The 23562-nt window shown below is 68.6% G+C and carries 24 protein-coding genes; 19 read left to right on the forward strand and 5 right to left on the reverse strand.

The window, feature by feature from the left end:
* Nucleotides 1-8: 8 nt before the first annotated feature.
* Nucleotides 9-914, forward strand: a complete 906-nt coding sequence (locus G4D77_RS04610; RefSeq protein ID WP_026062687.1) for a LysR family transcriptional regulator — start codon at nt 9-11, stop codon at nt 912-914.
* On the opposite strand, the gene G4D77_RS04615 is transcribed toward G4D77_RS04610, so the two are convergent.
* A complete protein-coding gene (locus G4D77_RS04615) occupies nt 890-1636 on the reverse strand; it encodes a GNAT family N-acetyltransferase (RefSeq protein WP_213757908.1) in 747 nt (248 codons plus the stop codon). The two genes, G4D77_RS04610 and G4D77_RS04615, sit on opposite strands and share 25 nt — an antisense overlap.
* Nucleotides 1637-1741: 105 nt before the next feature.
* On the opposite strand from G4D77_RS04615, the gene pdxR reads away from it, so the two are divergent.
* Nucleotides 1742-3205, forward strand: a complete 1464-nt coding sequence (gene pdxR / locus G4D77_RS04620; RefSeq protein WP_213757909.1) for a MocR-like pyridoxine biosynthesis transcription factor PdxR — start codon at nt 1742-1744, stop codon at nt 3203-3205.
* A gap of 20 nt (nt 3206-3225) precedes the next feature.
* Here the strand turns inward: pdxR and cobT are convergent, their stop codons facing one another.
* The gene (gene cobT / locus G4D77_RS04625; protein ID WP_016445237.1) at nt 3226-4332 is read right to left on the reverse strand and encodes a nicotinate-nucleotide--dimethylbenzimidazole phosphoribosyltransferase; all 1107 of its coding nucleotides are present in this window, start codon (nt 4330-4332) and stop codon (nt 3226-3228) included.
* Between cobT and G4D77_RS04630 the strand changes: the two genes are divergently transcribed.
* From G4D77_RS04630 to otnI, 10 genes are all read left to right on the forward strand, one after another.
* Nucleotides 4331-4537: a hypothetical protein gene (locus G4D77_RS04630; protein WP_133072888.1), complete on the forward strand. Its 207-nt coding sequence runs from the start codon at nt 4331-4333 to the stop codon at nt 4535-4537. The two genes, cobT and G4D77_RS04630, sit on opposite strands and share 2 nt — an antisense overlap.
* Before the next feature lie 801 nt (nt 4538-5338).
* On the forward strand, nt 5339-5839 hold the full coding sequence (locus G4D77_RS04635; protein WP_016445236.1) for a DUF7151 family protein: 501 nt from the start codon (nt 5339-5341) through the stop codon (nt 5837-5839).
* A 35-nt stretch (nt 5840-5874) separates the two neighbouring features.
* Nucleotides 5875-6501, forward strand: coding sequence for a phage tail protein (locus tag G4D77_RS04640; RefSeq protein WP_154834721.1), 627 nt, complete (start codon nt 5875-5877; stop codon nt 6499-6501).
* Between the two features lie 108 nt (nt 6502-6609).
* Nucleotides 6610-7377 carry a FadR/GntR family transcriptional regulator gene (locus tag G4D77_RS04645; protein WP_016445234.1) on the forward strand — a complete coding sequence of 256 codons (768 nt, stop codon included), beginning with the start codon at nt 6610-6612 and terminating at the stop codon, nt 7375-7377.
* Between the two features lie 146 nt (nt 7378-7523).
* The gene (gene otnC, locus G4D77_RS04650) at nt 7524-8162 is read left to right on the forward strand and encodes a 3-oxo-tetronate 4-phosphate decarboxylase (RefSeq protein ID WP_154834722.1); all 639 of its coding nucleotides are present in this window, start codon (nt 7524-7526) and stop codon (nt 8160-8162) included.
* 114 nt (nt 8163-8276) lie between these two features.
* The gene (locus G4D77_RS04655; protein ID WP_016445232.1) at nt 8277-9608 is read left to right on the forward strand and encodes an MFS transporter; all 1332 of its coding nucleotides are present in this window, start codon (nt 8277-8279) and stop codon (nt 9606-9608) included.
* A gap of 43 nt (nt 9609-9651) precedes the next feature.
* Nucleotides 9652-10635, forward strand: a complete 984-nt coding sequence (denD, locus tag G4D77_RS04660; protein WP_154834723.1) for a D-erythronate dehydrogenase — start codon at nt 9652-9654, stop codon at nt 10633-10635.
* Nucleotides 10632-11552 (forward strand): L-threonate dehydrogenase, encoded by a 921-nt coding sequence (gene ltnD / locus G4D77_RS04665; protein ID WP_074922986.1) that lies wholly within the window; start codon nt 10632-10634, stop codon nt 11550-11552. The genes denD and ltnD overlap by 4 nt, the downstream gene beginning before the upstream one ends.
* Nucleotides 11549-12832 carry a 3-oxo-tetronate kinase gene (otnK, locus tag G4D77_RS04670; RefSeq protein ID WP_154834724.1) on the forward strand — a complete coding sequence of 428 codons (1284 nt, stop codon included), beginning with the start codon at nt 11549-11551 and terminating at the stop codon, nt 12830-12832. The genes ltnD and otnK overlap by 4 nt, the downstream gene beginning before the upstream one ends.
* A gap of 35 nt (nt 12833-12867) precedes the next feature.
* Nucleotides 12868-13665 (forward strand): 2-oxo-tetronate isomerase, encoded by a 798-nt coding sequence (otnI, locus tag G4D77_RS04675; RefSeq protein WP_154834725.1) that lies wholly within the window; start codon nt 12868-12870, stop codon nt 13663-13665.
* Here the strand turns inward: otnI and G4D77_RS04680 are convergent.
* Entirely contained in the window at nt 13625-14536 is a 912-nt protein-coding gene (locus G4D77_RS04680) for a LysR family transcriptional regulator (RefSeq protein ID WP_047327144.1), read from the reverse strand. The genes otnI and G4D77_RS04680 overlap by 41 nt on opposite strands.
* Before the next feature lie 143 nt (nt 14537-14679).
* Here G4D77_RS04680 and G4D77_RS04685 point away from each other — a divergent pair, with 143 nt between their 5' ends.
* The 7 genes from G4D77_RS04685 (at nt 14680) to G4D77_RS04715 (ending at nt 22318) form a co-directional block, all read left to right on the forward strand.
* Entirely contained in the window at nt 14680-15234 is a 555-nt protein-coding gene (locus G4D77_RS04685; RefSeq protein WP_154834726.1) for a PCC domain-containing protein, read from the forward strand.
* Entirely contained in the window at nt 15227-15655 is a 429-nt protein-coding gene (locus G4D77_RS04690) for a PPC domain-containing DNA-binding protein (protein ID WP_047327143.1), read from the forward strand. Before G4D77_RS04685 ends, G4D77_RS04690 begins: the two co-directional genes overlap by 8 nt.
* Nucleotides 15652-16497 (forward strand): SDR family NAD(P)-dependent oxidoreductase, encoded by an 846-nt coding sequence (locus G4D77_RS04695; RefSeq protein WP_047474082.1) that lies wholly within the window; start codon nt 15652-15654, stop codon nt 16495-16497. The genes G4D77_RS04690 and G4D77_RS04695 overlap by 4 nt, the downstream gene beginning before the upstream one ends.
* A gap of 28 nt (nt 16498-16525) precedes the next feature.
* Entirely contained in the window at nt 16526-17692 is a 1167-nt protein-coding gene (locus tag G4D77_RS04700) for an acetyl-CoA acetyltransferase (protein ID WP_034363084.1), read from the forward strand.
* Nucleotides 17689-19365, forward strand: coding sequence for an acyl-CoA synthetase (locus G4D77_RS04705; RefSeq protein ID WP_154834727.1), 1677 nt, complete (start codon nt 17689-17691; stop codon nt 19363-19365). The genes G4D77_RS04700 and G4D77_RS04705 overlap by 4 nt, the downstream gene beginning before the upstream one ends.
* 62 nt (nt 19366-19427) lie before the next feature.
* A complete protein-coding gene (locus G4D77_RS04710) occupies nt 19428-20444 on the forward strand; it encodes a TRAP transporter substrate-binding protein (protein ID WP_154834728.1) in 1017 nt (338 codons plus the stop codon).
* A complete protein-coding gene (locus G4D77_RS04715; RefSeq protein ID WP_154834729.1) occupies nt 20441-22318 on the forward strand; it encodes a TRAP transporter large permease in 1878 nt (625 codons plus the stop codon). Before G4D77_RS04710 ends, G4D77_RS04715 begins: the two co-directional genes overlap by 4 nt.
* A gap of 18 nt (nt 22319-22336) precedes the next feature.
* Here G4D77_RS04715 and G4D77_RS04720 read toward each other — a convergent pair whose 3' ends face one another.
* Together G4D77_RS04720 and G4D77_RS04725 are read right to left on the reverse strand one after the other, a co-directional pair.
* A complete protein-coding gene (locus G4D77_RS04720; RefSeq protein WP_154834730.1) occupies nt 22337-22708 on the reverse strand; it encodes an oxidoreductase in 372 nt (123 codons plus the stop codon).
* 284 nt (nt 22709-22992) lie between these two features.
* The gene (locus tag G4D77_RS04725; RefSeq protein ID WP_154834731.1) at nt 22993-23424 is read right to left on the reverse strand and encodes a hypothetical protein; all 432 of its coding nucleotides are present in this window, start codon (nt 23422-23424) and stop codon (nt 22993-22995) included.
* Between the last annotated feature and the right edge of the window lie 138 nt (nt 23425-23562).

A 23562-nucleotide genomic window follows, 5' to 3' on the forward strand; every position in this document is an offset into this window, starting at 1 on the left:
TGCCCCTCATGCACTTCGACCTGACGGACCTGCGCCTGTTCGTGCATGCCGCCGAACTGGGCAGCCTCACGCGCGCCTCGCAAAGGCAGCACCTGTCCCTGGCCGCAGCCAGCCTGCGTATCAAGGCGCTGGAGGAGCAGGCGGGCATGCCCCTGCTGTACCGCGAGGCGCGCGGCGTGCGGCCCACGCCGGCCGGCGAAGCCTTCCTGCACCATGCGCGCGGCATGCTGCTGCAGTCCGAGCAGTTGCGCCACGACCTGCAGGAGTACGGCGCCGGCCTGCGCGGCCATGTGCGGGTGTTTGCCAACACCACGGCCGTGACCGACTTTCTTCCCGAGATCCTGCCGGCCTTTCTTGCCGACCACCCGCGCGTGAACGTGGACCTGCAGGAGCGGCCCAACGCCGAGATCGCGCGCGGCGTGCTCGACGGCCGGGCCGACCTGGGCATCGTGGCCGGCCAGGTGGACACGCTGGGCCTGCAGACCATCCACTTCAGCACCGACCGGCTGGTGCTGGCCACGCCGCGCGGCCACCGCTTTGCGCGGCGCAAGCGCATTGCGTTTGCCGAGACGCTGGACGAGGACGCCATCGGCATGCAGCAGGGCAGCACGCTGCAGACATTTCTGGCAGGTGTGACCGAGCGCCTGGGCAAGCCCATGAAGCTGCGCATACAGCTGTCCAGCTTCGACGCCATGTGCCGCATGATCGGCGCCGGCGTGGGCATAGGCATCGTTCCCGAGAGCGCTGCGCGGCGCAACCGCGAAAGCATGGGGCTGGCGCTCATCGATCTGACCGACGCCTGGAGCGTGCGCGAGCGCCGCATCCTCGTGCGCGATCAGGGCCGGCTGCCGCGCCATGCACAGGCCCTGATCGAGGTGCTGCAGGCCTACTACGCCGCGCCTGCCGTCTCCTGAGCCTGCGACGCACCCTGCTCCACCAGGCTGGACAGCGAAAGAACCTGCCCGCCGCCTGCATCGAAGTTGCCCGACTCCAGCCAGCGCTGGTAGGCCGCGCGCAGCGCCGGCCATTCGCTGTCGATGATGGAGAACCAGGCCGTGTCGCGGCTGCGGCCCTTGTAGACCACGGCCTGGCGGAACACCCCCTCGAACTGGAAGCCCAGGCGCGCCGCTGCGGCACGCGACGGCGCATTCAGGCTGTCACACTTCCACTCGTAGCGGCGGTAGCCCAGCTCGTCGAAGGCGCGCTGCATCAGCAGGAACTGCGCCTCGGTGGCCGCACGCGTGCGCTTGAGCAGGCGCGAGTAGCAGACAAAGCCCACTTCCACCACTCCGCTGGCCGTGTCCACGCGCATCAGCGCCAGCGAGCCGATGGCACGGCCCGTGGCCAGGTCGATGACGGCGTGGTGCAGCGGGTCATCGCTGGCCTGGGCGGCCTCGGCAAAGCGCAGATAGGCCTGGGCATCCGCGAAGGGGCCTACCGACATGTAGGTCCAGTCGCTGGCGTCCGGCGCCTGGCTGAAGGCATCGAACAGATCGGCTGCATGGCGCGCGGCGGACAGCGGCTCCAGCCGGCAGTAGCGGCCTTGCATGGGCGTGCGCGGCGGGCGCTGGCGTGGGGTCCAGTTGGGAAGGTCGTGGCCTACGGGTTGGGAGTGGGCGTTGAGTGCGGGGGGCATGGGAGATTCCTGGTCAGGTCATTTGGCAGGGCCACGATATCGCCCGCGTGGCATCATTGAAAGCGCCATATCCTCCTTATTTCATGGTGCCACGCCGTCCATTGCATGCACGCTTCCGACCTGCTGACCAGTCCCTTGCAATCCGGCCCTGGAGCGGCTCCCCGCCAGCGCCAGCTGATCCAGCGCCTGAAGCAGGCCATCCTGGCTGGCCGGCTACCGGCCGGTGACCGCCTGCCGGCCTCGCGCTCGCTGGCGGAGGATCTGGGAGTCTCGCGCAACACCGTGCTCATCGCCTACGAGCAACTGGCGGCCGAAGGCTATGTGGTCGCCGACCGGCAGGGCACGCGCGTGGCGACTGTGTCCACCCATTCCACGGCAGCCGCCGAGGCCGCCGCCCCGCCCCCCTGCGCACCCCACACGGCCCGGCGCCTGGACCGCATCGCGCCCACGCGCCATGCCATCGACCGCAGCCTGCCCCTGACACCGGGCACGCCCGCCCTGGACAGGTTTCCCCTGCCCGCCTGGCGCCGTTCGCAGGACCGCGCATTGCGCCTTCCCGCCAGCGCCACGCTGGACTATGGCGATCCTGCGGGCGAGCCTGCGCTGCGCCAGGCCATTGCGCAGCACCTGCGCATCTCGCGCGGCGTGCGCTGCGATGCCTCGCGCATCATCGTCACCGAAGGCGCCCAGGGTGCGCTGGACCTGTGCGTGCAACTGCTCACCAACCCGGGCGACCATGCCTGGCTGGAGGAGCCCGGCTACCGGGGCGCCAAGTCGGCCTTTGCGGGGGGAGACCTGTGCGTCAGCACACTGCGCGTGGATGCCGATGGCGCAGCCATCGCCCCCGGCCTGTGGGACAGCCATCCTCCACGGCTGATCCAGATCACGCCCTCGCACCAATATCCCACGGGCGCCGTGCTGTCGGTGGCGCGCCGGCTGGACCTGCTGGAGCGCGCGCGCCGCGCGGGCGCGTGGATCATCGAAGACGACTACGACAGCGAATTCCGCCACCAGGGCACGCCCATCGCCGCCATGCAGGGCCAGGTGCCGGACGCGCCCGTGCTCTATGTGGGCACCTTCAGCAAGACCATGTTCCCGGCACTGCGCCTGGGCTTTGTGGTGCTGCCGCAGTCCCTGGCCACCAGCGCGGCATCCGCCGTGCAGGAGATGCTGCGCGGCGGCCACCGCCTGGAGCAGCTGGCCATGGCGGACTTCATGGACAGCGGTCAGTTCTCGCGCCACCTGGGCCGCATGCGGCGCCTGTACCGCGAGCGCCAGGCGGCCCTGCGCGAGGCGCTTGCCACGCAACTGGGCGTGGAGCATGAGGTGCTAGGCGGCCACGGCGGCCTGCATTTGACCGTGCGGCTGCCGCCGGACCTGTCCGACAGTGCCATCGTGGAGCAGGCGCGGCGCGCCGGCATGAACCCGGGCGCCCTCTCGTCCTTCGCCCTGGCACCGCTGCCCCAGGACAACGGCCTGGTGATCGGCTATGGCAACACCGATGCCGCGCGCTTTGGCGCGCTGGTCAGGCGGCTGGGCAAGCTGGCAGCGGCTGCATTGCAGCGCTAGCCGCAGCACAGCCCCGGCGGCTATGCCTGTTCCGAGCGCGTGCTCACCCCGGCCTGCGCAAAGCTGGCCATCTCGCCCAGCATGGCGCAGGCCGACACCAGCAGCGGCCAGGCCAGGGCCGCGCCCGAGCCTTCGCCCAGGCGCAGTTGCCAGTCCAGCAGCGGCTCGGCACCCAGGTGGGCCAGCATGCGCACATGGCCGGGCTCGCCCGAGCGGTGCGAGAAAACGCAGCGCTCCAGCACGGCCGGCTGCAGGCGGCTGGCCACCAGCACGGCGGCCGTGGTGATGAAGCCATCGACCACGATGACGCGCCGCTCGGCGGCGGCCTGCAGCACGGCGCCCACCATGGTGGCAACCTCGAAGCCGCCCATGGCCGCCAGCGCGTCCAGCGGTTCCGTGGCCTGGGCGTGCAGCTGTAGCACCTCCTGCAGCACACCGATCTTGCGCGCCAGCCCGGCCGCATCCAGGCCTGTGCCCGCACCCGTGACCTCGGCCAGCGGTTCGCCGCACAGCCGCGCCAGCAGCAAGGATGCGCTGGAGGTATTGCCGATGCCCATCTCGCCCAGCAGCAGCGCATTGCCCGGCAACTGGCGCACCAGGGCCGCGCCGTTGCGCAGGGCCATGGCGCATTCGGTGGCCGTCATGGCCGGGCCCTGGCTGCAGTCGCGCGTGCCGTAGCCCAGCTTGCGGCGCCACAGGCGCGGCTGGCCGGGCTGGGGAAGCTTGTCGTCAGGGTCCTGCTCGCGCGCGGGAAAGTCGCGTGCCACGCCGCAGTCCACCACGTTCAGCGCCAGCCCATGCTGGCGCGCCAGCACGCTGACGGCGGCGCCGCCGGCCATGAAGTTCTCGACCATCTGCCAGGTCACATCCACCGGATAGGCCGACACGCCGCGCGCCGCCAGCCCATGGTCGGCCGCAAACACCAGCATCTGCGGCTGCTGCAGCACCGGCCTGTCCTGACCCAGGATGCAGGCAATGCGCAGCGCCAGCTGCTCCAGCCGCCCCAGCGCGCCCAAAGGCTTGGTCTTGTGGTCTATGGCGTGCTGCACGCGCTGGGTGAAGGCGGCATCGGCCAGCGAGGCGATGGCGGGCACGGCGGCCGCAGAGTCGGTAGTGGGGGTTCGCATGGAAAAAGGGCTCGGCCCGGTAAGGCAGATGGCAAAAGCGCAAGTATCGCGCGCCGCGCAGGCCCGCAAGAATCCTGCAGACGCGGCTTGCAACAGCAGCAAACCTGCATTGCGCCCATGCAAGCAGCAACGGACCATTGCCAGGCTGCACTGGAAAACCACAGTCCTGGCAAATAGTCAATTTCAATTTACCAAGTTTCAGTGATTTTGCAAAAATCCACAATTTCGCAGAATCGGTACCAATCCAGCCACCTTACCCATTACCTTGCCCTGGACCTGCGCAACATCAGGCCAGGTCACCTCGCACACCCGGACAGCCCTGGCAGCGCCGCCAAGTACCGCGCCCCCGCCGGAGGCCTAGCCGACAGGAGCCATCCGTCAAATGCCTTCCCCTCTTTTTGTCCGTCGGCCACTGCCCCCCACTTCGGCCGGTCCGGTGGCCCTTGCCACCACCGCCGTCCTCGCCCTGCTTACCGGTCCTGCCGGGGCAGCAGACATCAGCCTCACGCCCCCCGCGGGTGGCGGCGTGATCATCTACTCCACACCCAACACCCCGGCGCTGCGCGTACAGCCCACGGGAGAGGTGCAACTGCCCGGGCTGCCAGGCACACCCGCCACATCCACCAGCCACGTATGCCATGACGCCAGCGGCAGTCTGGGCCGTTGCGATCCCGCCTCCACGCAGGGCGCGCAAGGACCCAGAGGCGACGCAGGCCCTACCGGCGCTACAGGACCGGCAGGTGCTACCGGCGCCACAGGCCCCGCCGGTGCCACAGGCTCTGCGGGGCCCACCGGCGCCACAGGGCTTGCCGGAGTAACGGGGCCGGCAGGCGCTGCCGGAGCCACGGGCTCCGTCGGTGCCACCGGACCGGCCGGCGCTACGGGAGCCACGGGCGCTACCGGCCCTGCCGGTGCCACCGGACCTGCCGGCACTACAGGCGCGGCAGGCGCGCCAGGTAGCCCGGGAGCAGTCGGCGCGGCGGGCACCGATGGCCGGGAATCCCTGATGGTGACCCAGGTAGAAGCTGCTGGCGCCACCTGCGCCACGGGCGGTCAGCGCATCACCCAGGGCCTGGATACCAACCGCAACGGCGTACTGGATGCAGCAGAGATCACCAGCACCAGCTATGTATGCAACGGCCTCCAAGGCTCGGTGGGCCCGCAGGGTCCCATGGGACCGACGGGCATGGGTGGTGTCACAGGTCTGGCCGAAGTGCGCCACGGCTGCGTTGCACCCGATCCGGGCGACGCCACCAAGGCCGTTATCCGCAGTGGTGAAGGCTATGCAGCAGCACGCAATGGCGCGAGCGGCCCCTTCACGATCGCCTTCAACCCCGCCGTAGCCCCGGGCAGCTACACCCTGCTGCTGGACAGTCGCACCAACAAGGGCCGGGCCGTGGCCATCGCGGCAACGGGGGACCCGTTCGCCGGCATCGTTCTGACCCCCGGCTGGGTGGACCCTGAACAGGAGACGCTGGACCGCATCTGCTTCATGCTCGCCCGTTGATACAGCCTTTGTGCACAGACCCACAGGATTTCGCCATGCCCCTGTCTTCCACTCCCTTCCTGCGCAAAACCGCCCTCGCGCTGGCCTTCGCCTTTTCCACCCCCCTCATTCCGACGGCCCATGCCGCGCCTGAAGCCTACATAGGAGAGCTCTTTCTGTTCAGCGGCAACTTCTGCCCCAGCAACACGGCTCCAGCGGCGGGTCAGACCCTTCCCATCAACCAGAACGCCGCCTTGTTTTCGATACTTGGCACGACGTATGGCGGCAATGGCGTCAACACCTTCCAGCTTCCCGACCTGCGCGGACGCGTTCCCATCGGCACAGGCGGCGCCCCCGGACTTTCCTCCTTCGTCTTGGGAGAGGCCGGCGGCAGAGAACAGCTGACACTCACACCGTCCCAGATGCCCGCGCACACGCACACCGTCTCGAACATGCCCGCCAGCACCCAAGGGGCAACCCATTCCACGCCGGGCCCAAACAGGATGCTGGCTCAAGCCCAGAACGCAGGCATCTACCGGGAGGGCGGTACAGCCGATACCTCGCTGAGCAGTACCACGTCGGTCGGAGTCACAGGGAACAACCAACCTGTTCCCATACGCGATCCATTCCTGAGCATGCAATGGTGCATTGTCCTGAACGGGATCTTTCCTCCCCGGGACTGAAGGCTTGGCCGAAAGACAGCGCCCAGGCGTCACCACACTCCCCGGCGCTGAAGCCCTGGCCGTTCTGAGACAATCGCTGCCACACGTGTCTCTCCAGCCCCCACCTCCATGACGGTTTCCTTCTCTGCCATTCAGCCCGGTCTCAAGCTTGCGGACCAGGTTGCCCGGCAGCTGGAGGCGCGCATCCGCGCCGGCAACCTGCAGCCGGGGCAGAAGCTGCCGACCGAGGCCGAGCTCGTGCAGCAGCTCGAGGTCAGCCGCACCGTCGTGCGCGAGGCGGTGTCCCAGCTCAAGTCGCGCAACCTGGTGGAATCGCGCCAGGGCAGCGGCGTGTTCGTGAAGGCGGCAGGCATAGAGCCACTGGACTTCGAAGGCCTGCCGGCGGCTGGCAGGAATGCGCTGATCCAGATCACCGAGGTGCGCCGCGCACTGGAGACCGAGGTGGCCGAACTCGCGGCGCGGCGGCGCAGCGAAGAGGATATGCAGCGCATCCACGATGCGGAGAGCGCCCTGGCCGAGGCCGTGCGGCTGGGCCGTGACGGCGTGGAGGAAGACATGGCGTTTCACCGCGCCATCGCCCAGGCTTCGGGCAATCCCTTCCTGATCAGCACGCTGGACTACCTGTCGCAGTTCCTGCGCGGCGCCATGCGCATCACGCGCGCCAACGAGGCGCGGCGCGAGGACTTCGGCAAGGCCGTGGAACGCGAGCACCACAGCATCGTGCTGGCCATCGAGGCCGGCGACCCCAAGGCCGCGCGCAAGGCCGCCGCCACGCACATGGGCAACGCCATAGACCGCATCCACCGCGCCGACGCCAGCTTCTGGGAGCAGGACGGCGAACGCCTGGCCCGCGACATCCTGGCCGCCAAGCCCTGAACCTCCGAAACCACCCCTTGGCGCATGGCCAAGGGTTTTCACCTTGTTTGGGTTTTTGCGCAAAATTTGTATGATGACATGATGACAATATCAGTCACATCTCTTTTTGCACCAGGCACACCCGGCCTTTGCCTGGGCGTTCACCCATGAGCTACGAATCCCGCATCCGCGAGCAGATCTGCGCGACCGGCGCCAGCCTCTACCAGCGCGGCTACACCGTCGGCGCTGCCGGCAACATCAGCGCGCGCCTGCATGACGGCTGGCTGATCACCCCCACCGACGCCTGCCTGGGCCGGCTCGACCCGGCAGAGCTGTCCAAGGTCGATGCCGGCGGGCAGTGGGTCAGCGGCGCCAAGCCTTCCAAGACCCTGGTCCTGCATCGGGGTATCTACGCCAATGACGGCGAGGCGCGCGCCGTCATCCACACGCATTCCACCCATCTCGTGGCGCTGACGCTGTCCGGCGTCTGGCGCGAGGACGAGGTGCTGCCGCCCATCACCCCCTACCAGGTCATGAAGGTGGGCCGCATCCCGTTGATCCGCTACCGCCGGCCCGGCGACCCGCAGGCCGCCGCCGAGGTGGCCGCGCTGGCCGGCCAGGGGCGCGGCGCCTTGTTCGAGCGCCTGGGCCCCGTGGTCTGGGAACGCTCGGTGGAGCAGGCCAGCCATGTGCTGGAAGAGCTGGAGGAGACCGCAAGGCTCTGGCTCATGACCCATCCCCGGCCGCAGCCCCTGGACGCGGCCGCCATCGACGAGCTGCGCACCACCTTCGGGGCGCGCTACTGATTTGCACAGCGGCGCCCACGGCCGCATTCCACCACCCAGCCCATCCACAGCCGCGCAGCCGCCAGGCGGCGCACCAAGCGGCGAATCAAGCGGCGAACCCAAGGGAGACTTGAAATGACGACAACGGATATCGCATCCGGCCAGGCCGGGGCCCACCCTGCCCAGGCCGACTCTGCAGAGACGGCGCGCGCCTACGCCAAGGTGTTCTGGCGCCTCGTGCCGTTCCTGATGCTGTGCTATGTGATCGCCTACCTGGACCGCGTGAACGTGGGCTTTGCCAAGCTGCAGATGTCCCAGGACCTGGGCTTCAGCGAGACCGTGTTCGGCCTGGGCGCAGGCGTGTTCTTCATCGGCTACTTCCTCTTCGAGGTGCCCAGCAACCTGCTCATGCATCGCCTGGGCGCGCGCGTCTGGATCGCCCGCATCATGATCACCTGGGGCATTCTGTCGGCCATGTTCATGTATGTGGAAACGCCCACGGGCTTCTACATCCTGCGCTTTCTGCTGGGCCTGGCCGAGGCGGGCTTCTACCCCGGCGTGATCCTGTACCTGACCTACTGGTACCCGGCCCACCGGCGAGCCAAGATCGTGGCGCTGTTCATGTCGGCCATCCCCGTGGCCGGCATCTTCGGCAACCCGCTGTCGGGCTGGATCATGCAGGCCTTCCACGGCGACCATGGCCTGCACGGCTGGCAGTGGATGTTCCTGATCGAGGCGATTCCCGCCCTGGTGATCGGCGTGGTGACCATCTTCTATCTGGACAACGGCATCTCCAGCGCCAAGTGGCTGACGACCTCCGAAAAGCAGCTGCTGGCGCGCGAGATCGAGCTGGACCAGCAGCACTCAGGTGCCCAGAAGCATTCGCTCAAGGCCGTTTTCGCCGACCGCCGCGTCTGGTGGATGTGCCTGATCTACTTCGCCTTCGTCGCCGGCCAGTACGGGCTGACCTTCTGGATGCCCACGCTGATCAAGTCCACGGGCGTCACGGGCGCGCTGAACATCGGCCTGCTCAGTGCCATCCCCTTCCTGTGCGCCATCGTGGTGATGAACCTGATGGGCCACAGCGCCGACAGGCGCCGCGAGCGCCGCTGGCACCTGATCGTGCCCGCGCTGATGGGCGCCGTGGGCTTTGCGATGACGGCCTTCTTCGCCGACAACACGGTTCTTTCCCTGATCTTCCTGTCGCTGGCCGCAGCCGGCGTGCTGACCTGCGCGCCGCTGTTCTGGTCGCTGCCCACGGCCTTCCTGTCGGGCACGGCGGCGGCGGCGGGCATTGCCATCGTCAACTCGGTCGGCAACCTCGCGGGCTTCGCCAGCCCTTACATGATCGGCTACCTCAAGGACCTGACCCAGTCCACGCAGGCCGGCATGTTCGTGCTGGCGGGGGTGCTCGTGGTGGGCGCTCTCGCGGTCTGGCTCACCCCCGCAAAGATGGTCAACCGCTGACCGGCCCTTCTTCCCATCCTTCAAGCTCCAAGCCCCAAGACACATGAAAGTACTGATCACCGGCGGCGCCGGATTCCTGGGCCAGCGCCTGGCCCGCAAGCTGCTCGAACAGGGTGCGCTGACGCTGGCCGGCACCCGCTGGCCCATCCACCAGATCGACCTGCTCGACGTGGTGGCCACCCAGGCCATTGACGACACGCGCGTGCGCTCCCTGGTGGGCGATATCGCCGACCCGCAGGTGCTGCGCGGCGCCATAGACCAGGACACAGCCGTGATCTTCCATCTGGCCGCCGTGGTCAGCGGCCAGGCCGAGGCCGACTTCGACCTGGGCATGCGCATCAACCTCGATGCCTCGCGCGCCCTGCTGGAGACCTGCCGCGCCGTGGGCCACATGCCGCGCGTGGTCTTCACCAGCTCGGTGGCCGTCTACGGGGGCGACCTGCCAGACATCGTGCTGGACGGCACGGCCCTGAACCCGCAGTCCTCCTACGGCACGCAAAAAGCCATTGCCGAGCTGCTGCTGGCCGACCACACGCGGCGCGGCTTTGTCGACGGCCGCGTGCTGCGCCTGCCCACGATCAGCGTGCGCCCGGGCCGGCCCAATGCGGCCGCCTCGTCGTTTGCCAGCGGCATCATCCGCGAGCCCCTCAACGGCGAGGCGGCCAACTGCCCCGTGGGTGCCACCACGCGCCTGTGGCTGCTGTCCCCGCGCCGCGCCGTCGAGGCCCTGGTCGCAGGCTGCGAACTCGATGCCAGCGCCGTCGCCGACCGCCGCCCCATCAACCTGCCTGGCGTGTCCGTCAGCGCAGGCGACATGGTGCGCGCGCTGCGCGAAGTGGCTGGCGACGAAGTGGCCAACCGCGTGAGCTGGCAGCCCGACGACAAGGTCGAGCGCATCGTCGGCAGCTGGCCCGGCCGCTGGGATACCACGCGCGCCGACCGGCTGGGCCTGCGCGGCGACGAGGACTTTGCGGCCATCGTGCGCGCCTACATCGCCGATGACCTGACACCCCCACGCCAGCCATGAACCACACCACCGCCACACCCCGCGCCGTCGGCGTGATCGGCCTGGGCGCCATGGGCGCCGGCATGGCGCAAAGCCTGCGCCGCGCCGGCCACCACGTGCATGTCCACGACATCCGCCCCGAGGCCGCAGCCGCCTTCGCAGCCGAAGGTGGCACGGCCTGCGCCACGCTGGCCGACATGGCCGCCGCTTGCCGCATCATCGTCAGCGTGGTCGTCAACGCCCGGCAGACCGAGGCCGTGCTGTTCGGCGAAGGCGGCATCGCCCCCGCGCTGCAGCCCGGCTCCGTCTTCATCATGTGCTCCACCGTGGACCCCAACTGGTCCGTGGCGCTGGAGGCCAGGCTGCAGGCGCAGGGCGTGCACTACATTGACGCGCCCATCTCCGGCGGCGCGGCCAAGGCCGCGTCCGGGCAGATGACCATGATGACGGCAGGCCGCCCCGAGGCCTATGCCGCCTGCGAAGGCGTGCTCGACGCCATGGCCGCCAAGGTCTACCGCCTGGGCGACAGCGCGGGCGCGGGCAGCAAGGTCAAGATCATCAACCAGCTGCTGGCCGGCGTGCACATTGCCGCAGCGGCCGAGGCCATGGCCCTGGGCCTGCGCGAAGGCGTCGATGCCGCCGCGCTCTACGAGGTCATCACCCACAGCGCCGGCAACAGCTGGATGTTCGAGAACCGCATGGCCCACGTGCTGGCCGGCGACTACACCCCGCTGTCGGCCGTGGACATCTTCGTCAAGGACCTGGGCCTGGTGCTGGACACCGCGCGCCACAGCAAATTCCCGCTGCCCCTGGCCTCCACGGCCCACCAGATGTTCATGCAGGCATCCACCGCCGGCCATGGCCGCGAGGACGACAGCGCCGTCATCAAGATATTCCCGGGCATCACCCTGCCCCAGGCTCCATCGGAATCCCCATGACCCTTCTTCTGGGCTGCATAGCCGACGACTTCACGGGCGCCACCGATCTGGCGAACAACCTGGTGCGCGCAGGCATGCGCGTGGTGCAAAGCATTGGCGTACCCGCCGGCCCGGTGGACGAGGGCGTGGACGCCGTCGTGGTCGCGCTCAAGTCGCGCACCATCGCGCCGGCCGACGCCGTCGCCCAGTCGCTGCAGGCACTGCAGTGGCTGCGAGGCCAGGGCCCCGATGGCCGGGCTCCGCAGATCTACTTCAAATACTGCTCCACCTTCGACAGCACGCCGCAGGGCAATATCGGCCCCGTGGCCGATGCGCTGATGGACGCGCTGGGTTGCGAATTCACCATTGCCACGCCGGCCTTCCCCGACAACCAGCGCACCGTCTTCAAGGGCCACCTGTTCGTGGGCGATGTGCTGCTCAGCGACAGCGGCATGCGCAACCATCCTCTCACGCCCATGACCGATGCCAACCTGGTGCGCGTGCTGCAGGCGCAGACGCGGCGCAAGGTGGGCCTGATCGACCATGTGGCCGTCGCGCAGGGCGAGGCCGCCATCCGCGCGCGTATCGCCGCACTCCAGGCCGAGGGCGTGGGCATGGCCATCGTCGATGCCGTCTCCAACGACGACCTGCTGCGCCTGGGCCCGGCGCTGGCCGGCATGCCGCTTGTCACGGCCGGCTCGGGCGTGGCCATCGGCCTGCCCGCGAACTTCGGCATACAGCCCTCGGCCCAGGCCGCTGCCCTGCCAACCGCCACCGGCCTGCAGGCGGTCGTCTCGGGCAGTTGCTCGGTGGCCACCAATGCGCAGGTGGCGCACTTCATCGCCTCGGGCCGCCCTGCCCTGGCGCTGGAGCCCCTGCGCATCGCCGCCGGCGAGGACGAAGCCGGCAAGGCCCTGGCCTGGGCCCGCCAGCACATCGCCAGCGGCCCGGTGCTGATCTACTCCACGGCCGAATCCGCGGCCGTCAAGGCCGTGCAGGGCCGCCTGGGCGTGGAGCAGGCCGGCGCACTGGTCGAACAGACCATCGCCGCCATCGCCCGGGGGCTGGTCGAGATGGGCGTGCGCCAGCTCATCGTGGCCGGTGGCGAAACCTCGGGCGCCTGCGTGCAGGCGCTGGGCATCGAGCAGATGCGCATAGGGCCGCAGATCGACCCTGGCGTGCCCTGGTGCCATGCCGCCTCGCCCCTGGCGCCGCAGGGGCTGCACCTCACGCTCAAGTCCGGCAACTTCGGCACCACGGACTTCTTCAACAAGGCCTTCGGCGCGTTGCAGCGCGCCTGATGCCACACTCAGCATCCGTTTTCAGGAAAGCTTTCATGCCCCGTTTCGCCGCCAACCTGTCCATGCTCTACAACGACCTGGACTTTCTTGACCGCTTCGAGGCCGCCGCGCGCGACGGCTTCCAGGCCGTCGAATACCTGTTCCCCTACGACTTCGCGCCCGAGCAACTGGCCCGCCGCCTGCAGGACCACGGCCTGCGGCAGGTACTGTTCAACGCCCCGCCCGGCGACTGGAACGCGGGCGAGCGCGGTCTTGCCTGCATCCCCGGGCGCGAGACGGAATTCGCCCAGGGCATGGAACGCGCCATCGCCTATGCCCGGGCCCTGGGCTGCCCGCGCATCCACGTCATGGCCGGGCTCAAGCCCGCAGGCGCCAGCGATGACATCCTGCGCGCCACCTACATCGCCAACGTGCGCCACGCCGCACGGCTGGCCGCGCCCCACGGCATCGCCATCCTGCTGGAGCCCATCAATGGCCGCGACATGCCCGGCTTCTTCCTGAGCCGCCAGGACCAGGCCCATGCGCTGCTGGCCGACATTGCCGAGCCCAACGTCCAGGTCCAGATGGACCTCTACCACTGCCAGATCGTCGAAGGCGACCTCGCCATGAAGATCCGCCAGTACCTGCCCACGGGCCGCGTGGGGCATGTGCAGATCGCAGGCGTGCCCGAACGCCACGAACCCGACGTCGGCGAGGTCAACTACCCCTACCTGTTCCGCCTGCTGGACCATCTGGGCTACGACGGCTGGATAGGCTGCGAATATCGCCCCGCGCGCGGCGCGGCCGCGCACGCTACCAGCGAGGGGCTGGGGTGGATGAAGGAGTGGCTGTAGATCCGGGCAGATACCCCCGCAGCGCACGCACCAGCGGCGAATCATCGGCACGCCGCCAGACGGCGACCGTCTCCACGGCCGTCCTTTCCCCCAGCAAGGGCCGGTAGACCACGCCTTCACGGTGCAGGGCCTGCACACAGGCGGGCACCAGCGCCACGCCCAAACCGCCAGAGACCAGGCTGACGATGGTGTGCATCTGCCGCGCCGCGAACAGCCGGGGGCTGAAGCCGTGGCGCATGCAGGTGGAGACGATGGCATCGAACATCAACGGCCCCTGGTGGCGCTCGAAGCCCAGGAAACGCTCCTGGGCCAGTTTCTCCAGCGCGATGCGCCGGTTGCGGGCCAGCGGGTGGGACTCGGGCAAGGCCACCACCAGCGGCTCGCTGCGCACCAGCACAGAGTCCAGTGACGCGGGCAGGTCCGGCGTGCGAAATACCAGGCCGATATCCAGCCGCCCGCTCTCGATGTCATGTGCAATCTGGTCGGTCGTGCCCTCCTGCAGCGATAGCCGGACCTGCGGATAGTCCTCGCCAAAGCGCCTCAGCGTTTCCGGCAGGAAGGAGTAGGCCGGCAGGCTGATGAACCCGATGGACATGGAGCCCATGAGCCCCTGCGAGGTCTCGCGTGCGCGGCGCCGCATGGTGTCGGCAGCGGCCAGCACGGCACGGGCGTCGCGCAACGCATCCTCCCCGGCTTTCGTAAGCACGATGCGCCGCGACGTGCGCTCCAGCAGCGTCACGCCCAGCTCCTCCTCCAGCTCCTTGATGGCCAGGCTCACGGGGGGCTGGGTCAGGTGCAGGCGCTCGGCCGCGCGACCGAAGTGCATCTCCTCGACCACGGCCACGAAGCACCGCAGATGTCGCATGTCCATTCATAGCCTCCGCAAATCGATCCATATGAATTGCAAATTTCCTTGCATTGAACCAGATCCCTAGACTGCGCTGCAGGCCTGTACGCACCATCCCGCGCCCAGGACAACACAAGCTGAATACAAAGCAGCAGCAGGAGACAAACATGCCAGAGCGCCTCGCGGGCCTGCCCAGGCCACGCACCCTCATACATCCCGGCCCCTGCAGCGCCGTGCGACTGGATCACCGGCAAGCGCCCGCTGCGCGCCACATGCGGCTGGCCCTGGCGCCCGGGCTGACGCTGTTCGACGCCCTCGTCGGCGCACTGTCATCGGCCAGCGTCGAGAGTGCCTCGCTGACCTTGCTGGAAGGCGATCTCGAAGACCTGGATTTCTGCGTGGCGCCACCCGATCGCAGCGGCCATGTCGTGGCCACCTACGGCCCGCCCGCGACACTGCAGTCCGCCAGGCTGCTGTTCGGCAATGCCACGCTCGGCTGCGCCGAAACAGGGCATCCGGCTGTGCACTGCCATGCCGTCTTCTCCAGCGCACAGGGCCACCTGCTCGGCGGCCATGTGCTCACGCAGCGCTGCCGCATCGTCAATGCGCCCGTCAGCGCCCTGGCGACCTCGCTGGACGGGTTCGGACTGCGCATCGCCTACGACCCTGAAACGCGCATGTCCCTGATGCGTCCGGCCGCCGCGCAGGTCTGCCATGGCTGAGGCCCGCATGGTCGAGTCAGGCCGCATGGGCCGCGTCGCCTACGCACGCATTGCCCCCAACGAAGATCTGGTGCTGAGCGTGGAAAAGCTCTGCGCGCTGCAGGGCTTTCGCAACGCCTTCGTGCGCGGCGCCCTGGGCAGCCTGGTCGATGCCTGCCTGGCGCGCGCCGACGGCAGTTGCCTGTTGCTGCGCGGGCCGGCCATCGAGGTGGTCAGCCTCGCCGGCGAGGTGCGCTGCCAGGACGACGGCTCGCTGCGTGCCTGCCTGAGCGGCGTGGTCGCCGACACCACCGGCCAGGTGCATGGCGGCCCCTTCGTGGCCGGAGCCAACCCCGTCTGCATCACCTTCGAGCTGACCCTCGAAGAGTGGCTTCCAAAAACCCCTTCTGCCTTGACCCCGGATCCAGGAGCCTGTCCATGAACCAACGAGATTCCCATCCATCCCCCGCACGCGTCGCCGTGGTCACCGGAGGGGCGCGCGGCATAGGCCGGTCCATCGGCGAATGGTTTCTACAGCGGGGCTGGCGCGTAGCGCTGCTGGACATCGACAGTGAAACGCTGGAGCGCACGGCGCAGGACATGGACTGCCCGGCCCGGCTGCTGTGCCAGCATTGCGACGTCTCGAACCCGCAGCAGGTGGACGAGGCCGCCACCGCCGTCATGGCGCGCTGGGGCCGCGTGGATGCGCTGGTCAACAACGCCGGCGTGGCGGTCTTCAAGCCCGTGCTGGAGACATCGTTCGAGGAATGGCGCACGGTCATGGCCACCAACCTCGACGGCGCCTTTCTCTGCACGCAGGCCTTCGGTGCCCGGATGGCTCGCAACGAAGGCCACGGCGGCAGCGGCGGAGCCATCGTCAACATCGCCTCCATCTCGGGCCTGCGGGCAAGCACGCTGCGCGTGGCCTATGGCACGAGCAAGGCCGCCCTCATCCACATGACGCGCCAGCATGCGGTGGAACTGGGCAATCTGGGCGTGCGCGTCAACGTGATCGCGCCAGGGCCGGTGGAGACCGAGATGGCCAAGCTCGTGCACAGCGTCGCCATACGCTCCGACTACCACGACGCCATCCCGCTGGGCCGCTACGGCACACCACAGGAAATGGCAGAGGCCGTGGGCTTTCTTTGCAGCGATACGGCCAGCTTCATCAATGGCCAGGTGCTGGCCGTCGACGGCGGCTTCGATGCCGCAGGCGTGGGTCTGCCCACGCTGCGCCGCCGGCTGGCCGAGGCACCGGCAACCGTGCAGTCCGCGCAGTCCTGAACACCGCCCGCACCACAGGAGCCACGCCATGAACCCACCCCGCATCATCGGCTGGGGCCACACGCCCTTCGGAAAGCATGCCGCAGCCGATGCCGAGCAACTGCTGCGTGACGCCATCGACCCGGCACTGCAAACCGCCGGCCTGGAGCCCCGGGACATCGACGGCATCTTCGTCGGCCACTTCAATGGCGGCCTTCTGCCCCAGGATTTCAGCGCCAGCCTGGTGGCCCTGGCCGTGCCTGAACTGCGCCATGTGCCCGCCACGCGCAGCGAGAACGCCTGCGCCACCGGCTCGGCTGCCATCTGGGCTGCGCTCGACGCCGTGCAGTCCGGCCGCATATGTTGCGCGCTGGTGGTGGGCTTCGAGATCATGAACGCCCAGCCTGGGCAGAAAATTGCCGAGATCCTGCTGCGCTGCTCCTACGTGAAGGAGGAAGCTGCCACACCGGCGGGCTTCGCAGGCGTGTTCGGGCAGATCGCCACCCGCTATTTCGAACGCTTCGGCGACCAGAGCGATGCACTGGCAGCCATCGCGGCCAAGAACCATGCCAACGGCGTGCACAACCCCTTCGCCCACATGCGGCGTGACCTGGGCCTGGACTTCTGCCGCCACGCCTCGGACAGGAACCCCTTCGTCGCAGGCCCGCTCAAGCGCTCGGACTGCTCGCTGGTCTCCGACGGCGCGGCCGCCCTGGTCATCTCGCGCCAGGCCTGCGGCAATGCCAGCGTGGCGCCCGTGCGCTGGCGCTCGCGCACCCAGGTCAACGACCTCCTGCCCCTGTCGCGGCGGGACCCCACGCGCTTCGAAGGCGCCGCCCTGGCGTGGCAGCGCGGGCTGGCCGACGCAGGCGTCACGCTGGCCGACCTGGGCTTCGTGGAAACACATGACTGCTTCACCATGGCCGAACTGCTGGAATACGAGGCCATGGGCCTGGCGCCACATGGCCAAGGCGCGCGCGCCATCCTCGACGGCAGCACATGCCGCGACGGGCGGCTGCCCGTCAACCCGTCGGGAGGACTCAAGTCGCGCGGCCATCCCATAGGCGCGACAGGCGTTTCCCAGCATGTGATGGCGGCCATGCAGCTGTCAGGCTCGGCCGGGGCCATGCAACTGCCCGCGCCCCGGCTGGGCGCCGTCTTCAACATGGGTGGTGCGGCCGTGGCCAACTACCTGAGCGTGCTGGAGGCCGCATGAACAGGCTTGCACCTGCGGACATCGCGGCAGTCCCCGCGCCCCAGGCAGCCAACCTGTCGCTGCTGCTGTCGCAGACGGCCGCCCTGTTTCCCGACAGGCCCGGCCTGATCCAGGGCGACCGCCGCTGGACCTGGGCGCAGATCGATGCGCGCGTCAATGCGCTGGTCCAAGGCCTGCGCGCGCTGGGCATGCAGGCCGGTGACCGCCTGCTGGTGCAGTCTCGCAACGGCATTGCCCTGTTTGAAAGCTGCTGGGCCGCCTTCCGGCTCGGCGCCGTCTGGGTGCCGGTCAACTTCCGGCTTACACCATCCGAAGTGGCTTGGCTGGGCCACGCCAGCGGCGCCACCGCCATGCTGGCCGAAGAGGGCTTCGCCGGCCATGTGGACGCCGTGCGCGCCGCCTCGCCACGGCTGCGGCATGTGATCACCATCGGCCGGCCTCGCGAAAGCCAGGGCGAGCAGGACTACGAGCAATTGCTGCATGACAACGCAGGCGCTCCCGCATCTACAGCCCATGTGCATGCCGATACGCCGCTGTGGTTCTTCTACACCTCCGGCACCACAGGCCGGCCCAAGGCCGCGATGCTCACCCATGGACAGATGGCCTTCGTGGTGACCAACCACCTTGCCGACCTGATCCCGGGCACGGACGAGCGCGACTGCTCCATTGCCGTGGCACCGCTGTCGCACGGCGCAGGCATACATGCCCTGCTCAACGTGGCGCGCGGTGCGGCCACAGTGCTGCCCACCGCCGACCGGCTGGACCCTGCCGAGGTCTGGGAGCTGGTGCAGCGGCACCGGGTCACCAATCTCTTCACCGTGCCCACCATCGTCAAGCTGCTGGTGGAAGACCCCGCGGTGGACCGCTTCGACCACGGATCGCTGCGCTACGTGGTCTATGCGGGCGCGCCCATGTACCACGCCGACCAGCAGCGCGCATTGCACAAGCTGGGCCCGGTGCTGGTGCAGTACTTCGGCCTGGGCGAGGTGACGGGCTGCATCACCGTGCTGACGCCCTCCATGCACGCACTGGACGACGGGCACAGCGACGGCAGCACCGGCACCGCCGACACATTGATCGGAACCTGCGGGCGCCCGCGCACGGGCATGGAGGTCGCCATCCTCGACCACCGGTTGCAGCCCGTTCCCACGGGCGCCATCGGCGAGATATGCTGCCGCGGCCCCGCCGTCTTTGCGGGCTACCACGACAACCCCGAGGCCACGGCCCAGGCCTTTCGGGGCGGCTGGTTCCACACGGGCGATCTCGGGCGGCTGGACGAGCGGGGCCTGCTCTACATCACGGGGCGGGAATCGGACATGTACATCTCGGGCGGCTCCAACGTCTATCCGCGCGAAGTCGAGGAGGCGCTGCTGACCCATCCCGCCGTGGCCGAGGTCGCCGTGCTCGGCATGCCCGACGCCACCTGGGGCGAGATCGGCGTGGCCGTGGTGGTCGCGCGGGGAGGTGCCGATGCCACCGCTGGAGACCTCACGGCCGAGGCGCTGCTGGCGCACCTGGAGGGCCGCTGCGCGCGCTACCGCTGGCCGCGCCAGTTCCACTTCTGGGACGCCCTGCCCCGCTCGGGCTACGGCAAGGTGGTCAAGAAGGAAATCCGCGAACGCCTGCTGCAGAACATGACGCAGGGAAAGGAGCAGGCCGCCCCGACCCCGTGATGCGCCCCCCCGCGCGCCGCTTGCGCCCGAACGACACAAAGACAACACTCAGGAGACAAGCCATGACCCTTTCCCGACGCCACGTGCTGCACGGTGCCGCAGCCTGCGCCCTTCCACTGGCCCTTTCACAGCGCAGCGCCTTCGCCAGCAAGGCCGAATTCCGCTACAAGTACGCCAACAACCTGCCCGCCACGCACCCCATGAACATCCGGGCCCTGCAGATGTCGCAGGCCATCCTGGCCGAGACCGGTGGACGGGTGGACATCCAGGTCTTCTCCAATGGGCAGCTCGGCTCGGACACCGATGTGCTGGGCCAGTTGCGCTCGGGCGGCGTGGAGTTCTTCACGCTGTCGGGCCTGATCCTGTCCACCCTGGTGCCGGCAGCCTCCATCAGCGGCGTGGGCTTTGCATTCGACGGCTATGACAGTGTCTGGAAGGCCATGGATGGCGAGCTGGGCGCCCATATCCGCGCACGCATCGCCCACGCCAACCTGGTGGCCATGGAGCGCATCTGGGACAACGGTTTCCGGCAGATCACCTCCTCCACGCGCCCCATCGCGGGTCCCGCCGACCTGCAGGGCTTCAAGATCCGCGTGCCCGTCTCTCCGCTGTGGACCTCGATGTTCAAGGCGCTGGACAGCGCGCCCGCGTCCATCAACTTTGCCGAGGTCTATTCCTCGCTGCAGACGAAGATCGTGGACGGGCAGGAGAACCCGCTGGCCATCATCTCCACGGCCAAGCTCTACGAGGTGCAGAAGTACTGCTCGCTCACCAACCACATGTGGGACGGTTTCTGGTTCCTGGCCAACCGCCGCGCCTGGGAAAGACTGCCCCCAGACCTGCGCGACATCGTGGCGCGACACATCAATGCCGCAGGCCTGCGCGAACGCGACGATGTCGCCGAGCTCAACGCCGGCCTGCAAAAGGAGCTGGCCGCCAAGGGCCTGGCCTTCAACACTGCCGACACCGCCGCCTTCCGTGAGCGGTTGCGCAAGGCCGGCTTCTACGCCGAATGGAAGCGCAAGCACGGTGACCAGGCCTGGGCCATCCTCGAGCGCAGCGTCGGGGCGCTGGCATGACTGCGCCCCAGGACAAGCCCGCCCATACCCCGCACGATGCCTGGACCGCGTGGGACCGCATCGACCGCTGGATGGGCGCGGCCGTGGCTTGCGCGGCGGGCCTGCTGGTGCTGGCCGATATCGGCGTGCTGTTTGCGGGAGTGGTGGCACGCTTTGTCTTCCACCAGCCACTGGTCTGGGCGGATGAACTGGCCTCCATGCTCTTCATCTGGCTGGCCATGCTGGGTGCCGTGATCGCACTGCGGCGCGCCGAGCACATGCGCATGACGGCCCTGCTCTCGCGCCTGTCGCCTGCGCGCCGAGCCCTGTTCGATGCCATCGGCACCTGTGCCACGCTGGCCTTTCTCGCCTTGGTTGCCTGGCCCGCATGGGAATGGGCAGCGGACGAGCGCTTCATCACCACGCCCGCGCTGGAAATCTCCAACATCTGGCGCGCTGCGGCACTGCCCGCCGGCATCGTGCTGATGGCTGTTTTCTCGGTGCTGCGCTTGGTGCGCAGCGGCGAAAAGGCGGCGGCCTGGAAGGCACTGGCCGTGGTGGCCGCCGTCATGGCGGCGTTCGTGCTGGCAAACGGCATCTTCGGCCTCTTCGAGGACCTGGGGCGCCTGAACCTGCTGGTCTTCTTCGTCGGCGTGGTCGCGGCCTGCGTGTTCGGCGGCGTGCCCATTGCCTTTGCCTTCGGCCTGGGCACGCTCGGCTATCTGGCCCTGGCCACGGACACCGCCCTGCCCGTGATCGTCGGGCGCATGGACGAAGGCATGTCCCACCTCATCCTGCTGGCCGTTCCGCTGTTCGTCTTCCTGGGGCTGCTGATCGAGATGACGGGCATGGCGCGCGCCATGGTGGCTTTTCTCGCGGGCCTGCTCGGCCATGTGCGCGGCGGCCTGTCCTATGTGCTTGTGGGGGCCATGTACCTGGTCTCGGGCATCTCGGGCTCCAAGGCGGCCGACATGGCGGCCGTGGCTCCGGCACTGTTCCCCGAAATGCGCAAGCGCGGCGCGGACGAAGGCGATCTGGTGGCCCTGCTGTCAGCCACAGGCGCGCAGACGGAAACCGTGCCGCCCAGCCTGGTGCTGATCACCATCGGCTCGGTCACGGGCGTGTCCATTGCAGCGCTGTTCACGGGCGGACTGCTGCCGGCGCTGGCCCTGGGCCTGTCGCTGTGTGTGGTCGTCTGGTGGCGCTCGCGCCATGACCAGCCGCCGCAGACACAGCGCCAGCCCTGGTCGCAGATCGCGCGGCTAGGCTTCATCGCCCTGCCGGCACTGGCGCTGCCCTTCGTGATCCGCGCGGCCGTGGTCGAGGGCGTGGCCACGGCCACCGAAGTCTCGACCCTGGGCATTGCCTACGCGGCCATTGCGGGTCTGCTGATCTACCGCCAGTTCGACTGGCGCCGCCTGGGGCCCATGCTCGTGGCCACGGCATCGCTGTCGGGCGCCATCCTGCTCATCATCGGCACTGCCACGGCCATGGCCTGGGGCCTGACCCAATCGGGCTTCTCGCGCTCGCTGGCGGAGGCGATGGCCGCCCTGCCCGGCGGGGCACCCGCGTTTCTCGCGGTCTCGCTACTGATCTTCGTCATCCTCGGATCGGTGTTGGAAGGCATACCCGCCATCGTGCTGTTCGGCCCGCTGCTGTTTCCCATCGCACGCGACCTGGGCATCCATGAAGTGCACTACGCCATCGTCGCCGTGCTCGCCATGGGCCTGGGCCTGTTCGCCCCACCACTGGGCGTGGGCTACTACGCAGCCTGCGCCATAGGCCAGATCCACCCGGACAAGGGCTTGCGGCCCATCGTGGGCTACCTGCTGGCGCTGTTGCTGGGTACGGTGGCGGTGGCGGCCGTGCCCTGGCTGTCGATCGGATTTCTGTAGAGGCGCGGCCGCCCGCGTTCAGGAATACTCCAGATCGCTGTGCTTGCTGGTCACCAGCCGGCCGGCCGACAGCGACATCATCAGCAGCGCAATCGCCTCATGCATGATCAGCGTGTGCGTGTTGCCGGTCTCCACCATCTTGCTGCGCAGCGATTCGCGCACCTGCAGGGAGCCGGTCACGTCGATGATGATGTCCACCGCTGCATCCACCAGATCCATGAACCGTGTGGTGACCGGCACGCCGCGCGCGCGTGCCAGTGCGATGCCGGGCTGGTTCAAATCCAGGTCGGCCACCCCAAGCAACTGCACGAAGGGCGCGTCCAGCAATTGCTGCAGCAAGGGAGTGCCGGTCTGCCCCGCACCAATGACCACGATCCGGAAGGCTTGCATGGGTTGAATCCTTTTCCATATGGGAAGTACGGCGCCATCATAGAAATGCCTTGCCGGTGCGCGCCGGTCCGGGGCGGGTGGAATGGGTTTGTATGACCCAGGTCAAATCCGGTGGACAGGGGCGTGGTGGCGGGCCAGGTCTCTGCGGTCGAGGTTCGATACCGGCTGCCTGCAGCACGGACCACACCACAGGCTGCTGACGCGGGAGCCTGCATTCGCCCACAAAAAAACCCGCCGGCTTCGTGGCCCGGCGGGTTTTCTCAGGTGAATAACAGCAGACGCTGTTATTGCCTTACAGGAACCTGTTCCGTGTACTCGCGCAGCACGCCGCCGCCTTCGACGGAGCCGCTGACTTGGCCGTCCTTGACGCGCTCCACGCAGGAGCGGCGGTCGCCTTCGTTCTTGAAGACATCGCAGCGGGCCACGGCATTGCGCTGGAAGTTGTCGCCCGACTGGACGCCGCCTCGGCGCGATTGCTCCTGGACGGCGGCGGCCTCGTGCTGGGCAGGGTCGCGGCGGTCATAGCCGCGCTTGGCGGGCCCCTTGTGCTCGGCGTGCTTCTTGTGGTGGTGATGGGGCTTGGCCTTTTCCGCGGCGGGGGGCGGAGGCGGCGTGCCATCAGGCCCGGGGCTGGGCTGGGCGGTGGCCAGGCCGGCCATGCCCAGGACGGCAGCGCCAATACACAGCTGCAGGGGACGGATCCATGGATTCTTCATAGCTTCACTCCATTCCTCGTGAAAAAGTCAAGGCCCAAGCATGCGTGTTTTCCAGCTCCCCATTTATCGGTACAGCACGGCTGCGCATGCAGTCCATGGCCTACATGTTGCCTCGCAACGCGCAAGCGGTCGCCGACC

The organism is Delftia sp. WY8, assembly GCF_018437695.1.
Lineage (GTDB): Bacteria > Pseudomonadota > Gammaproteobacteria > Burkholderiales > Burkholderiaceae_C > Comamonas > Comamonas tsuruhatensis.